This window comes from Pseudomonas gebzensis, assembly GCF_034427815.1.
GTDB lineage: Bacteria > Pseudomonadota > Gammaproteobacteria > Pseudomonadales > Pseudomonadaceae > Aquipseudomonas.
In genome coordinates this window covers 206,890-221,378 of the sequence record NZ_JAXQNS010000003.1, presented here as the reverse complement: position 1 = coordinate 221,378, position 14,489 = coordinate 206,890, and the positions used below count along the sequence as shown (strand labels likewise).

Sequence of the window (14,489 nt, the reverse complement as noted above, 5' to 3'; positions counted from 1 at the left end):
GGCGGCTGCGCAGCCATCGCGAGCAAGCTCGCGCCTACCTGCCCCATCAAGCGGCCCAGCGAACTCGCTCGCGATGGGCGGCAACGCCGCCCAACACCTGCTCGCCCTACCGCCTGGTCGAGCGGACCACGTTCTGCTGAAACCCACCCGCTGCGGCGCTGACTTCAAGCAGGCACACAACAGGCTCAGCGCGCGACCTTGAGCAGCCCCAGGGCAATCGCCAGGTGCACCAGTTCAGCCTGGCAGCTCACCTGCAGTTTGCTCTTGAGCAAGGTCAGGTGGTTGGCTACGGTCTTGCGGCTGATGCACAGCTGCTCGGCGATCAGCCCTGCGGCGCTGCCCCTGGCCAGCATCAGGAAGATTTCCGTCTCGCGCTGGGTCAGGCCCTGCAGACGCCGGTCGGCCGATCGCACGGGCTCGCAGGCCAGCGCCGTGGCCAGGGACTGCTCGATGTAGGGGTGCCCGGCCAAGGTGCGCCCCACGGCCTCCACCAGCACCGCAGGCTGCACCTGCTTGGACAGAAACCCACACGCCCCCGCCGCCAGCGCCTGACGCACCAGGCCCAACGCGCAGTGCTCGCTGAAAAACAGCACGCGCACCTGGGGCAGGCGCTGGCGCAGGCGGCGAGTGGTTTCCAGGCCGCTGATGCCAGGCAGGTCGAAATCCATGATCACCAGGCCCGGCACCTGAACCTGCACCTCGGCCAGCGCCGCCTCGCCGCTGCCTACTTGCAACACGGGCAGGTCCGGCCAGGCCTGGGCCAAGGTCTGGACCAGGCCCACACGCAGCAACGGATGATCGTCGACCAGCAAGATACTCATGGGCGTGCTCCGCCTGCGCCAGGACCTTCAGTGTGAAAGCGCCTGCGCCGCAGCCCTGTACGACTTTGGTAGCGGTTTTCATCTCGATGGTCGCATTCACAAATGCGTTGTCTGAAGGTCCTGATAGGCTCATAACTCAGGCGAGAACGCGCGGCATACAGGCGTTCCGACCTTGCGCGCCAGTACACTCCAATAAAAACAAGGTGCACAGCCATGTACAAAATTCTCATTGCCGACGATCACCCGCTGTTTCGCGAAGCCATCCACAACGTCATCGCCGACGGTTTTCCCGGCAGCGAAGTCATGGAAACGGCCGATCTGGACAGTGCCCTGGTCGTGACCCAGTGCCACGACGACCTCGACCTGATCCTGCTCGACCTCAACATGCCCGGCATGCATGGCCTGGGCGGGCTGATGAACCTGCGTAACGAAGCACCCACCATCCCTGTGGTGATCGTGTCGGCCGAGCAGGACAAGCACGTGGTGCTGCAAGCCATCACCTATGGGGCGGTGGGCTTCATTACCAAGTCCTCACCGCGCGCGCAGATGACCGAGGCCATCGAGCAGATTCTCAATGGCAACGTCTACCTGCCGCCCGACATCATCCGCACGCAAAAGCCCGGCACACGCCGCGCGGTCAACGAGCACCCGACATTCGCACCGCAGCTGCTGCAGGCGCTGACGCGCAAGCAACTGCTGGTGCTGGAGCGCATGACCAAGGGCGAATCGAACAAGCAGATCGCTTACAACCTCGACATCGCCGAGACCACGGTCAAGGCACATGTGTCGGCGATCTTGCGCAAACTCAACGTGCACAATCGGGTTCAGGCCATTCTCAGCGCAGGCGATATCGACTTCAGCGCCTACCTTCGCCGTTGAAAGAGGTAGGAAAAACTCCGCCAAAGCCATTGAATACGCTTCGCAAGGTGCAGTAAGCTCGGACCCCATCACGGAGAGCATCATGCAGACACCTTCACACATTCACAGCCTTGCCAGCGACCGCGTTCAGCGTTCGGCGGCGATCGGCTGCGTGTCTGTCTCCAGCTATTACTTCGGGTATTGGTTTAGCCACTAGGCGCCGCTGATACCCACACGGCGCCCACTTTCGAGGGCCGCCGAACATGAGAATACTCAAACCCCCGGTCGGCTTCCCGACCGGGGGTTTTGCGTTTCAAGGCTCTGGTTTTCCACTCAATCACTCAGGACACCGACATGAACCACTTCAACTATTACCGCACCTGCACTGCTGCCTGGCGATTTAGCCAATGCCGTTCGGGCCAGCCTGCCGCCTCCGATCGGTTCTGCTCCGGTGGCACGCCTGCGCCCTTGACGACGCTGCGTCGATCATCGCGAACAACCTGTCGAACACCCATCTAGTGCCGACGCCGCGGGCTTGACCCCGCCGTCCGCCGAAGGAAGCTCATCATGCACAGTGCCACCCTTGCCCTGCCCCTGAACCCCGTTCACGCCCAGCCTCAGCCACCGGCCGCCAACACCGCCCTCAGCCGCCGCCTGCCCAGCACCCATCAGCTCAAGCAGCAACTGCCCTTGCGCAGTGCCCTCGCCGTGCAGGTCAGCCAGCACCGCAGCGCCGTGCGCGCCATCCTCGACGGCCGCGACCCGCGCCTGCTGGTGATCGTCGGCCCATGCTCGCTGCACGATCCGCGCGCCGCGCTGGAATACGCCGACCGCTTGCAGGCGTTGGCCGCCGAGGTCGATGACCACCTGCTGCTGGTGATGCGCGCCTACGTTGAAAAACCGCGCACCACCGTCGGCTGGAAGGGCCTGGCCTACGACCCGCACCTGGACGGCAGTGATGACATGCAGGCCGGCCTGAGCCTGTGCCGCGCGCTGATGCTGGGCCTGCTGGAACGCGGCCTGCCACTGGCCACCGAGGTGCTGCAGCCACTGGCCGCGGGCTACTTCGATGACCTGTTGAGCTGGGCAGCCGTTGGTGCGCGCACCACCGAGTCGCAGATTCACCGCGAGCTGGTCAGCGGCCTTGGCCTGCCAGTGGGCTTCAAGAACGGCACCGACGGCGGCGTGGCGATCGCCTGCGACGCCATGCGCAGCGCCGCCCACAGCCATCGGCACTTCGGCATCGACGCCCAGGGCCACCCGGCGATCGTGGAAACCCTCGGCAACCCTGACACCCACCTGGTGCTGCGCGGCGGCCACAGCGGTCCCAACTACAGCGCCGAACACCTGGTCCAGGCGCGCCAGGGCCTGAACAAAGCCGGGCTGGCGGCTCGGCTGGTGGTTGATTGCAGCCATGCCAACAGCAGCAAGGACCCGGCGCGCCAGCCGGCGGTGTTCGATGACGTGCTGCGCCAACGCCTGGAGGGTGACCGCTCGGTGGTAGGGATGATGCTCGAGGGGCATCTGTTCGACGGCGCCCAGGCGCTGGGCAAGGGGCCGCTGGACTACGGCGTGTCGATTACCGATGGTTGTCTGGGTTGGGCAGCCACCGAGCGGCTGCTGCGCACGGCGGCTGAACGTCTGGCAGGGTGAGGCTGCGCTGTTTTCGTCGCAGCCCGTGGCGCGGCTGAAGCCAATACAGACGTCGTGCGCACGCCCCCCAGTCGCGAGGGTCGCAATCGCGTCAGACCGCGCGATACGCGGTGCATGGAGTGGGGCGGCGCTGCCGCCCTTCGCGACCGAAGTCGCTTTTACAGGACCCTGTGAATCTCAGGCAACACGCAGCCCACAATGCAGGAGCGAGCTTGCTCGCGATGGCCGGCGCAGCCGGCCCGGAGAAACCACGGCGCTGCTGAAGCCCTGGGACCGTGAACCTCACCCACCCCCGACCAGCTTGCTGACACTGGTAATCGCGCCATTCCAGACCATTTCGTAATGGTGCGACTGCACGATCGAGCGCACCGGGCGTGGCGTCAGCAGCGCCCAGCAGGTGCGGCCCGGCGCGCGCACCGAGTGGTAGCGCAGGCCCGGGGCCCCTGCCTTCAGCGCGTCCTTGCCGAGCAGCCGTGAGGCGCTGTAGTCATCGCCTGCGTAAATCGCGTGTGTCATCGGCAACGCCGTGGCGTCGAGCATGTGCGTCTCGATGAACTGGCACACCAGCCCCCGAAACACGAAGCGCTCATAGTTCAGCCCATGGACCTTGCTCCAATAGGCCTGCTGGTGATGGCGCACCTCGGCAACCGCCGTGTCCATGGTGTCGGCCAGGTAAAGGATGCCGAAGCTGCCGTCACCGAAGCGCGAGCCATTCGGGTTGACGTGGGTGAAGGGCGCCGTGGCATATGCACAGCCTTGAATCCCGAACGGAATCTGCTCACGTGCAATCAGCGCCAGGCTGCCCACTTCGGCCTGCAAACGCGGATTGGTCAGCGCCTGGACCGCATACAGCACCTCGAACTCATGGGCACTGGCCACATCGTCGAACAGGGCGATGGGCGGAAACTTCGAGTTGACCAGCCGGTGGGCCTTGAGGCATTCATCGCCCGCCCGCGGCTGCAACTGGCTCGCCCTCACCACTGCGCACCGCGCAGCCCGTCGATGTGGCGAAAGGTTTCATAGAGGTGGATGAACGAGCCTTCGGCCATGACCTGCAGCGGTGTGCGGCCGGCAAAGAAAAGGTTGTCATTGGCCATACGCGCGAAACCGTAAACGTTGTCGGGGTTATCGAACAGCGTGCGCAGGCTGGCATGGATGTTGAGGACCAGGCTAGTGCGCGCGAGCTGGTCGTCATCCAGGCTGACCGCACGCTGGGGATCCTTGGCGCGGCTGCAGGTGCTGCGGGAAATGCGCAGGATGCTTTCGATCTGGCGTGGGCTGGCCTGCCATTTTTCCAGGATGTTGACGGCCGCGCGCAGTGCGATGGCGTGGGTATTGTTCGATGCGCTAAGCGGTGCGCTGACGGCATGGCCCATGGACGCTCACTCCCGATGCTTGATCTCAAGAGTAGAAACTATCCAGGTTTAGTCTTGAGATCAACCGGCTTCAGACAGACGCAACCGATGGATGAGGGTACGCACGGCCCATCGGGCGTGCCCCCGCATGGGAAGACAATCCCCCCGAAACTGGGTTAGGCTTGCCCTTTATCAAAAGGAGTCTCCCCCATGGCCAAAGCCACCGCCCGCCACATCCTCGTCTCCAGCGAAGAAAAATGTAACGAGCTGAAGGCTCAGATCGAAGCTGGTGCCGATTTCGCGCAGGTTGCCAAAGACAACTCCAGCTGCCCGTCCAGCCGCCAAGGCGGTGACCTGGGCTCGTTCGGCCCAGGCCAGATGGTCAAGGAATTCGACACCGTGGTCTTCAGCGCCCCGGTGAACACCGTTCAGGGCCCGGTGAAAACCCAGTTCGGCTACCACCTGCTGGAAGTGACCAGCCGCCAGGACTGAACCTGAATTGGCCCGCCGCTTTTCTTAACGGCGGGCCTGGCAGCGTTGCAAGCGTCCGCTTGCAGCCTGCCTGTTCAGCGCAGTGGCCCTGCCCGCCTACGCTGACCACCAGCCACGCCCTCACCGTCTACGGCCAAGCGCCGCGCCACCCCGCCTCCTTCAGCCATTTCGACTACGCCAACACTGAAGCCCCAAGGGCGGCAGCCTGCGGCGTTCCGCGCCGAGTCTCGGTCGGTTCGACCCTATCCTTCAATGTGTGGCTGGGCTTTACCGCTTTTTTGCCCTGGCGCTGACTCTCGCGCTACCGGTGTTCATCGGCGATGGGTTGCGCGATCCGCGCGATGCGCGGCGGGTGTGGGCGCTGCGCATCGCGGGGCTCCGGCATTGACGGACGCTGCGATGGCCTGCTCATGGGTAGAGGTCCAGGCCATGCTCGACCGTGCGCTGAAAGCGGCTCAATCCTCCAGCGGTTTGGGCGGCGCCGAAGGTTTGCCTGGTTTGGCCGGCTTGGCCTGTTTTGCGCCGGGTTTGTCAGGCGTCGGCGCCGCGGCAGCGGCAGCCGGCTCAGGCGCGGTGATGGCTTTCTCGCTGGCAGGCAGTTCGTCCACGGCCTTGAAGATGGCCTGCGGCTCGAGCGGTTCGGCACTGTCGCCGTCCTTGAGGACATGCCGCTCGCCGTCCTTGCCCACCAGAATCACCCGTGTGCCCTTGCTGGCACCCAGCTTGAGTTCGCGGATCAGCGCCATGGTCGCTTGTTGTTCAAGGTTCTTGTCGTCACGCATGCCGATCATGTTGGCCACGCTGTAGAGCACCAGCGCGCGTTCCTTGAAACCGGCCTCGGTGGCCGGGTCCTTGATGGCCTGGCTCAGACCGCGCAGCGTCGGGTCGGCCGAGCTGGGCGCGATCACCACCAACGGTCGCGCCTTGCCCAACTCCCTGGCCAAGGGCGCGTCGCTGTCGGCGGCGAACAACGGGCTGGCAGCGCAGAGCAAGGTGGCGAGGGTCAGGGACCTGACAAGCATGAGCATCTCCTTGTTGAATCGAGTCACGACGGATCGCCTGGGCAGTCCGGATCGGTGAACCTGCACTGCCCGCAGCGACCACGAATGCCATCAGGGTAACGTCCGCTATCCACTCGGGCCTACAAAAAAATCAGGAAAATTCCGTACTCAACAGCAGCATAGCCCAAGGTGCCTGCATGCAGGTCCCCCGGGCCGGGCTGCGGTGGGTCTATTGCGGGGGCTGCGCGGCGAGGATTTCTTCGGTGAGGGTGGTGAACATGCTCAGGCGCCCCGCCTCACGTTCATCGCGCACCGTGTTCATCTGCCTGAGGTAATCGCCCTCGGCACTGGCGCCCGCTTCGGCCTGATCCATCAGTGCTTCCATGCGCGCCTGGAATGGGGCATCGAAGGCCTGCAAACGGTCGCCATAACGCTGCTCCAGCCAGGTCCGCCAGAAGTCGCGTTGCGCCAGCGACCGCGCCAAGGTGCCGGGTTGTTCAGCGGCAAGCACCGCTGCATGGGCTTGTGCAAGCCGCGCATTGTCGACGCCGGCCACCGCGCGAAAGAGCATGTCCTGGGGCTGCGCAGGCAGGTCCAGGTCTTCGCGCAAGCCTACGCGATACGCCAGCAACACTTCGATCTGATCGGGGTCGGCGCCCTGGGCGCGGCGCGCGGCGATGTCCGCCAAAGCAATGCGCTCCACCTCGTCCAGCCGCCATAATTGGCGCCCCAGGTGGATCAACGCCAGTTGCTCGGAGCCGGCGCCGGCGCGCGCCGTCAGCCGCGCTTTCCAGACCAGCATGTGCAGTTCCAGGCTACTGAAGCACAGCGTTGCGCTGTCTTGACAGGTCAGCGGCAGATTGGCCAGCTCGAACAGCGCTTCGCCCAGATCCGGATGGGCGTGGATCATTTCGAGCATCGTCCTTACCCGCTGCCCTAATGCGGCCTCAGGGTGTTGAAAGTCAGCGCTGCGTTGTAGCCGCTGCAGCAGGTCGAACAGGCCCGCAGCGCCGTCGCGCCCCCTGACCTCCTCCCAGAGCGCCGTGTGCCGCACCTCGGCGCCGGCGGTCTGCGTGGCCAGCCAGGCATCACGCACCTCGATCGGCGAGGTGCCTGGAGTACGGGTTGGCGTGCGAGAGGGATGGTCGACGAAGGCGTCCAGGCGTGCCCAGGTCTCTGCGTCGAAGGGGTTGCCATCGAGCCGGATAGCGCGGGCGAGGTACCGGGGGGTATGGAAAAACCGCTGCGGCAGCGTGGCGATGCGGTTGCCCCGTAGGTCAGCGCTCATCAGGTCAAGCCGGTCCAGCAGCTCTGTGGGGAAACTGGGCAGCTCAGTGTTGCGCAGGTCGAGCAGGCGCAAACGGCTGATGCCCTCGAACGAGAGGCTTCTGCCCAGCGGATTGTTCGACAAGTCGAGCACGCGCACCCGCTCGAGCCGCGACAGCACGCTCGCCTGCTCGGCGTCGAGCATGATCGAGTTGTCATTGAGTGCCAGCTCTTGGAGCCGCGCAAGCCGGTCGAGGTCCTGCGGCAAACGGCGCAGCGCGTTGCGGCCAAGCTCCAGCACGCGCAGGTTGGGAAAGCGCACGAGGAACTCGGCACCGACTTCCGTCAAGCCGACACCGCACAGCGAAAGGATGTCGATATGGTCGAAATGAATACTCTCGGGAAGCGTCGGCAAGCTTGGCAAGTGGATGCCTTGCAAGCGCAAGCGGTACACCGGAGCCTGCAAGGTGCCTTGAAAGGCGCGCGGGGTCATGCGTCGCCAGGCCCGCAGCAGGTGCTCCGCGAAGCGGCTGCGGTCGGTACGCGACAACAGCCCGTTGCCTGCATTGGTCCAGCGCCGCAAGTGGCTTTCCAGCTGGCGCATTTCATTGCGCAGCTCCAGCACAACCTGCTCCACCTCCCGGCCACTGGTACGAATCTGCTGGGCCCACTGTTCGACCTCTTCATCGCGCATCAACGGGTAGAGGCGGCGCATCTGCGCGCCCAGGCTGCGCGGTGCCCGGCCCCGGCTGCGGCCACTGAGCGGGTAGCCAAGACGGCCGTCGGCCAGACGTGTCGGCACACGGAACCAGCCTTGGTCCGGGCGCTGCCCCAGCCACTGCGCCAGGTGTTGGCGGTCAACCGCAGCCTGCCGTGCGACCAGCACGCGCAGGTTGTGCGCAAACGGCTCGCCTACTCCGAGCGCCGCTCGGTCAGCGTCTCGATAGCCTGCAGCGAGGGTTTCGAACAACGCCCCAGGCGCCGCCGTGAGGCGTGCGCCTTGCCCATCGAACAGCTCGAAGCCGGCGGTGCCGCATACCAGGTCGAGCTGGCGCGCCCCGGCCGCCTGCTCGCTGACCCACACAGGCGCCGAACTGCGGCTGAGCTCGAACAGCCGCCAGGCCCACGGCTGGCCAGCGCCTGGCAAGCGTCCACCCAGGAGGATGGCCAGCCGCGCCTGATCGATGCCTTGTACGGTGTCGATGAACAGACCTTCATAGGCCCTGGCCACGCGCTGGCGGCGCAGGGTTCGCTGTGCTGCAGTGGACAGCGCCTGCGGAACGCGCCCAGTGGCCAGCCACTGCTCACGGCCGGACGGGCTACTGGCCTCGACCAGCGCCTCGGCGCAGCGACGGCTGAGCCCTGGAAAGTCACGCAGCAGCAGCCGCGCATGGGCCGACTCGCCACCGTGCAGTGCCCGGTCTACGTGTTCGAGTAACGTACGGCGGTGGCTCCACACCTGCTCGGCCAGCGCTTGGTCAGTCAGGCCGACCGCCTCGGGCACGGCGCGCACCTGCTGCAGCAAAGGGGTGTCAGTGACCGTCTGGCCGCCGCGCAGTTGCCTCACCAAGCGGCGAACCCTCGCCTCGAGCGCCACCCGCTGAGCGGTATCGAGCAGCAACGCATCGGCAGCGATACCGTGCACATGCAGGGCGCGCAGTTCATCCGCATCGGTGTCGGTGGCCTGCAAGACCAGGTCGATGGCCTCATCGTCCAATGCCGTGGTGGTCAGCGACAGGCGCCGGAACAGGTAATAAGAGTCCTGCCACTGCCCGGGGTCCTCGTACCACAGCCGCCAGGCGCCCGCGCCGTTGTGGGTCAGTGGATGCAGCACGCCATCCGCGCTGCGCAGCTGCCAGGGCTGGCTGTCGTCGACGCGGCTCACGGCATAATGCGCGCCGTCCAGCTCGATCCAGCGCTGCTCGCCGAGCCGGTAGAGGCCTTCAGCATCGCGCACCGCCTGGGCTGGCAGTGCAACGCGCAACGTGTCAAGCGCCGGCAGGCCGAGGCGCACCTGACCGTTGGGCAAGGTCAGCGGTACCAGCTCATCGACCACCCGCGAACGGTTCCAGGCGTTGGCCACCGCCACGCTACCCGCGCCCACCACGGCCAGCGTGGCGATTTGCGCGGCCACATTGAACAGATGCTCCAGGGCCTCGCCGTGTTCACCTTCGCGCCAGGCCTGCACGCCCTGGAAGGTCTCATCGAGAATGTCCCAAGCGGTGACCGCCAGCAGCGCCGCACCGACCGCCGGCACGAACAGTGCGGCCAGGTTCAGCAAGGTCCAGCCTTCGGTTGCCAGGCGTCGAGCGTGTTCGCGCTGTACCTGCTGGTCGATGACGGCCACGGGTGTGGCGATCAGGCTGGCATCGTCCTTGATCTGCGCGATCTGCATCCGGGCCAGGCAGTCGAACACCGGGGCCTCGCAGGCCAGCAAACGCTCGTCGAGGCTGATGTTGCCCAGGTCTCCGATCCCCTCATAGCCGTCGATCACTGCGCTAAAGAAGCCCTGCGCATCACGACGCCGCACGAAACGGCTGAAGAAGCGCTGGTAATCGGCGGTGCGCAGCCGGCGACCGAGATCGTTGGCGAAACGGCGCAAGCTGGGGTAGCTGCGCAGCGGACTGTGCGGGTCATCGGGGATGTAGACCACCACGGTGTGCAATGACGAGCCATCGGACTGCACGGGGGTGTTGCGGCTGTCGATCACCAGGATGCGCTCGAGGGTGTAGCCCAGCAGACGCAATCGCCCGGCCTGTGGATCGCCCTCGGTGCGAGGTGAACTGCGCAGTTCGCAGAAACGTTCGAGCAGGTGCAGCGTCGGTGCGTCCAATACCCCTTTGATCGCGGCGCGATGGGCGTCTGCGAGCAAGGCGCAACGCAGGTGGTTGGCCAGCACCGAGCACGGCGTTCGGCCTTGCGGTAGCACAGGTTCGAGCACGGCGCTCAGGTGCTGCTGATAGCGAGCGCCCAGATCCAACCTGCGGCAAAAGGCCGCAAAAGCGGCCGGCGTCGGCAAGGGTGCGTCACTGCGGGGCGTGCGCTCCAGGCGATTGCCCACCAGCATGCCACCCGGCTCGGCTTGCTCAGCCGTGAAATTGGTCAGTGCTGCTTCCAGCAGGGGGCGGTTGCGATAGACCGGCACAGTGACCGGGTAGCCAATGGGCTGCGAGGTCACGACCGGCTCGCGCTCGCCCTTGCGCCAACTCACGGTGATCTCGTCCACCGTGGGCAGATGTGTCTGCAGCGCCTGCTGCAGCAACGGCCGGCAATAGGCGTCGATGCCTTGCACCTGCGCCAGCACCTGCTGGCAACGCTCGCGCCAGTACAGGCTTTGCGAACACGCCTCATGCAGCGCGTGCAGTTGTACTGTGCTGGCCGCGCGCAGCCACTGCGGCATGGCCGCACTGATCAGTTGATCGTGGTAGGCCGCGAGCTGGGTGCTGTTGGGGTGGGTGTCGTCGTGCATGGTCCTGCCTCGTCTGGGAAAGAGCGGCAGGGTAAAGGCGGCGCCTGGCGGCCTGGGGGTGCTTATATACGGTTAGAAGAGCGGCATCTGCCGATCAATCAAGGCGGCAAAATTACCATTGACGAAGGGCAGGATGGCATCGGCCACCGGCTGCAGCTGGCGGTCGAGGTAATGGTCGTAATCGATGGGTGATTGCCGGTTCTCCAACGGCTCGGGGCCAGCCACGGTCATCACATAGCTGATCCAGCCCCCGCCCTTGTAGTACTGGCGTGGCCGCCGAAGGCTGGCGCTGTGCTCATCGGCCAGGCGCGCGGCGCGGACATGCGGCGGGACGTTGCGCTGGTAGTCGCCGAGCGGCCTGCGCAGGCGCTTGCGATACACCAGCAAAGCATCCTGCTCGCCCGCCAACGTGCTGCGCACGTACTCGCGCACATAATCGCGATAGGGCTCATCGCGGAAAATCCGTCCGTACAAGCCCTGCTGGAACTGCTGGGCCAGCGGTGACCAGTCGGTGCGTACCGACTCCAGGCCCTTGTAGATCACTTCGAACTGGCCATCGTCGCGCTGCACGAGGCCGGCGTAGCGCTTTTTGCTGCCCTCGTCGGCGCCGCGGATGGTGGGCATCAGGAAACGCTGGTAATGGGTTTCGAACTGCAGTTCCAGGGCACTGTCCAGGCCTTGAGTCTCGGCCAGGTGCTGGCGCCACCATTGGTTGACCTCGCCCGCCAGCGAGCGCCCGATGGCGGCGGCCGCTTCCTGGCTGTGCGCACGTTTGAGCCAGACGAAGGTAGAGTCGGTGTCGCCGTAGATCACGTCATAGCCACGCGCTTCGACCAACGTGCGGGTCTGGCGCATGATCTGGTGCCCGCGCAGGGTGATCGAGGAGGCCAGGCGTGCATCGAAGAAGCGACAGCCATTGGCGCCGAGCACGCCATAAAAGGCGTTCATGATGATCTTCAGCGCCTGCGACAACGGCGCGTTGCCCTCGCGCTTGGCCTGTTCGCGGCCCTGCCATACCCGTTCGACCATGGCCGGCAGGCAGTGCCGGGTGCGCGAGAAGCGCGCGCCGCAAAACCCCTCCACCGAGTGCTCGTCATCAGGCTGGCGCAAACCTTCGATCAGCCCCACCGGGTCGATGAAGAAGGTGCGGATGATCGAGGGGTACAGGCTCTTGTAGTCCAGCACCAGCACCGAGCTGTACAGCCCCGGGCGCGAGTCCATGACGAAACCGCCGGGGCTGGCGTCGTCGGGGCGGCTGCCCTGATTCGGTGCGACGAACCCCTGGCGGTGCATCAGCGGCAGATACAAGTGCGAGAACGCGGCCACCGAACCACCACTGCGGTCAGCCGGCAAGCCCGTGACGCTGGCCCGTTCCAGCAGAAACGCCAGCAGCCCGGTGTGGGCAAAGATCCGCGTGACCAGCTCGCAGTCCTTGAGGTTGTAGCGGGCCAGCGCCGGTTTGTCTTCGGCGAACATGCGGTTGATTTCGCCCATGCGCTGGTAGGGCGTGGCAATCGCCTTGCCTTCGCCCAGCAAGGTCTGGGCGACGTTTTCCAAGCTGAAAGATGGGAAATTCCAGGTCGCCGAGCGCAGCCCTTCGATGCCATCGATCAGCAAGCGCCCGGCAGCGGCAGCAAAGAAATGACTACGGCTGTCGTGCTCGCGCAAGGTCATCGGCTGGCCGTCGCGGCCCAGGTACAGCGGCACCTGATGCTTGGCCGCCTGCACATGCAGCACGCGCAGGTCGAACTGCACCACGTTCCAGCCAATGATCGCATCGGGGTCGTGGCGGGCCAGCCAGTCGTTGAGGCAGGTGATCAGTTCGCCACGGCTGGCGCAGTACTGCAGGTCGAAATCCTGCTGTTGCGCCGGCCCGTTGACCGGGCCGAGCATGTACACCTGGCGCTGACCGCAGCCCTCCACGGCGATGCTGTATAGCTCGCCGCGCTCGGTGGTTTCGATGTCGAGCGAGGCCAGGCGCAAGGTTGGGCGATACTCGGGGGCGGGCTTGAGCTGGGCGTTGCACAGCACACCGTCAGCGTTGGCCTCGCCGCTGAAGGACACGCCGGCGGTGATGAAACGCTCCATCAGGTAACGGTCCGGCGGCTTGATGTCGGCCTCGAACACCTCGACCCCCGCCGCGCGCAAGCGCTTTTCCAGTTGCAGCAACTGACGGTAATGCAAGCAGTACAGACCCAGCACCGGCCGCTGCTCGAAGTCGCGCAGCGCCAGGGCACGCAACTCGACCCCCGCCTCCCCGGCGATCACCGCCAGGGCCGGCTCGCGCGCCACCTCGGCGATGAACGCCACCGCCGGCTGTGGCGCCAGGCGCAGGCAGCGTGGACCATGGTCGGTCGCGACCCAGAACTCGACCACGGTGCCGTGCGCGCCGTCGTACCAGTGCCGGGTGAGGAGAAAGCCTTGCTGTAACGCCAAGGTGTGGGCCTCGATAAATGGGGTGCAGCGCGAAGGGCGAGCGGCGCCTGAACAGCGCGCTCCGTTGTGCAAGCCGCCGGGCTGGCGCAACGGGGCCGACTGTGCCGACCGCGCGAGCTGTGTAGCGCGCTTGCGCTTGCGCAGTCAGCGGCAACAGGACGACACCAGCCTGGTCCAGCCTGGTCGCTCGAGCAAAGGTTGCCGGCCGCCCTAGCGCTTGGCACTGCGCACGCCTGCAGGGAAAAGCTGCCAGTGTACAGCGCTGCAGCGCCTCACTGCACCGGCAGGAAGTTCATCAGCAGCAGGCTCTGCGCATAGTTCAGGCCAATGCGCCGGTAACGTTCGTCGAGCATCTGCGCCAGCAGGTCGAGCCGGGCGACGATCTTGCCGAACTCCACGGCGAAGCTGAGGTTGCTGCCCGCCTCGGAAATCTCGTTGGAGAACAGCAGCAGGACGCCGTTGGCATCCTGGCGCTGGCTGAGCATCCAGGTGGCCTTTTCGATGTTGCGCGCCGCGTTGTTGACGAACAGCGGGTCGATGGCATCGGTGATGTAGAACTCGGTGCGCCCGCCGTGGGCGGTGACCAGCATGCTGCCGATGGCATAGATGAAGGCGCCGACCCGATCCCCGCGAAACGCCGGGTCCAGGGCGTAGCTAAGCGCTGCCAAGTCCCGCCGCTGACCCAGTTGCGGCAGCGGCTGGCGCTGCTCGATGGCGAGGCGGATCTGCCGTTCGGCGGTGGCGGCGTCGAGGTAGCCCGACTGCTTCCACTGGTTCGGGTTGCGCTGGTAGAGCTTGTTCATCAGCAGGTAGAGGCTTTCCAGGTTGTCATGCATCGACAAGGTGGCCATGCGGTCGACACTGGTCTGGAACAGTTCGCTGGGCTTGCCGTCGCCGAGCTGCTGAACGATGTCGCGACCCTGCTCATGGGTGCAACCGGCCATCACTGACAAGACGCCCAACAGCAGCAGGCGTGAAAGGGAAAAGGGTCTGCGAGCAACCATCGGCACCGGGTCGAAGTCTGGCGGCCGCGCCGGGGGTGGCGTGGCCTGGCCAGACATAGAGCCTGAATCTTGAAAAAAGTGCAGCGCGCCATCCATCGGCCCCAGGCCGCTCGCCAGTTCTGCAAGGCGCCCCT

Annotated in this window: 10 protein-coding genes; 3 read left to right on the top strand and 7 right to left on the bottom strand. The window is 65.6% G+C overall.

The features are described 5' to 3' along the window. Positions 1-185 precede the first annotated feature (185 nt). Positions 186-821 (bottom strand): response regulator transcription factor, encoded by a 636-nt coding sequence (locus SJI00_RS08010; RefSeq protein WP_322461191.1) that lies wholly within the window; start codon positions 819-821, stop codon positions 186-188. A gap of 213 nt (positions 822-1,034) precedes the next feature. Here SJI00_RS08010 and SJI00_RS08005 point away from each other — a divergent pair, with 213 nt between their 5' ends. Together SJI00_RS08005 and SJI00_RS08000 are read left to right on the top strand one after the other, a co-directional pair. Next, positions 1,035-1,700 carry a response regulator transcription factor gene (locus SJI00_RS08005; protein WP_322461190.1) on the top strand — a complete coding sequence of 222 codons (666 nt, stop codon included), beginning with the start codon at positions 1,035-1,037 and terminating at the stop codon, positions 1,698-1,700. Between the two features lie 546 nt (positions 1,701-2,246). Beyond that, on the top strand, positions 2,247-3,332 hold the full coding sequence (locus SJI00_RS08000; RefSeq protein WP_322461189.1) for a 3-deoxy-7-phosphoheptulonate synthase: 1,086 nt from the start codon (positions 2,247-2,249) through the stop codon (positions 3,330-3,332). A gap of 282 nt (positions 3,333-3,614) precedes the next feature. Here SJI00_RS08000 and SJI00_RS07995 read toward each other — a convergent pair whose 3' ends face one another. Together SJI00_RS07995 and SJI00_RS07990 are read right to left on the bottom strand one after the other, a co-directional pair. Next, entirely contained in the window at positions 3,615-4,313 is a 699-nt protein-coding gene (locus tag SJI00_RS07995; protein WP_322461188.1) for an RES family NAD+ phosphorylase, read from the bottom strand. Continuing rightward, positions 4,307-4,708 carry an antitoxin Xre-like helix-turn-helix domain-containing protein gene (locus SJI00_RS07990; RefSeq protein WP_322461187.1) on the bottom strand — a complete coding sequence of 134 codons (402 nt, stop codon included), beginning with the start codon at positions 4,706-4,708 and terminating at the stop codon, positions 4,307-4,309. The genes SJI00_RS07995 and SJI00_RS07990 overlap by 7 nt, the downstream gene beginning before the upstream one ends. Before the next feature lie 189 nt (positions 4,709-4,897). On the opposite strand from SJI00_RS07990, the gene SJI00_RS07985 reads away from it, so the two are divergent. After that, positions 4,898-5,179, top strand: a complete 282-nt coding sequence (locus SJI00_RS07985; protein WP_322461186.1) for a peptidylprolyl isomerase — start codon at positions 4,898-4,900, stop codon at positions 5,177-5,179. Between the two features lie 455 nt (positions 5,180-5,634). On the opposite strand, the gene SJI00_RS07980 is transcribed toward SJI00_RS07985, so the two are convergent. The 4 genes from SJI00_RS07980 to SJI00_RS07965 all read right to left on the bottom strand — a co-directional run bounded on the left by SJI00_RS07980 (position 5,635) and on the right by SJI00_RS07965 (position 14,355). Beyond that, positions 5,635-6,201: a DUF4174 domain-containing protein gene (locus tag SJI00_RS07980; protein WP_322461185.1), complete on the bottom strand. Its 567-nt coding sequence runs from the start codon at positions 6,199-6,201 to the stop codon at positions 5,635-5,637. Positions 6,202-6,409: 208 nt separating this feature from the next. Beyond that, the gene (locus SJI00_RS07975) at positions 6,410-10,915 is read right to left on the bottom strand and encodes an NEL-type E3 ubiquitin ligase domain-containing protein (protein ID WP_322461184.1); all 4,506 of its coding nucleotides are present in this window, start codon (positions 10,913-10,915) and stop codon (positions 6,410-6,412) included. A gap of 72 nt (positions 10,916-10,987) precedes the next feature. Beyond that, positions 10,988-13,351, bottom strand: coding sequence for a DNA polymerase II (locus tag SJI00_RS07970; protein WP_322461183.1), 2,364 nt, complete (start codon positions 13,349-13,351; stop codon positions 10,988-10,990). Between the two features lie 272 nt (positions 13,352-13,623). Further along, positions 13,624-14,355: a hypothetical protein gene (locus tag SJI00_RS07965; RefSeq protein ID WP_322461373.1), complete on the bottom strand. Its 732-nt coding sequence runs from the start codon at positions 14,353-14,355 to the stop codon at positions 13,624-13,626. Between the last annotated feature and the right edge of the window lie 134 nt (positions 14,356-14,489).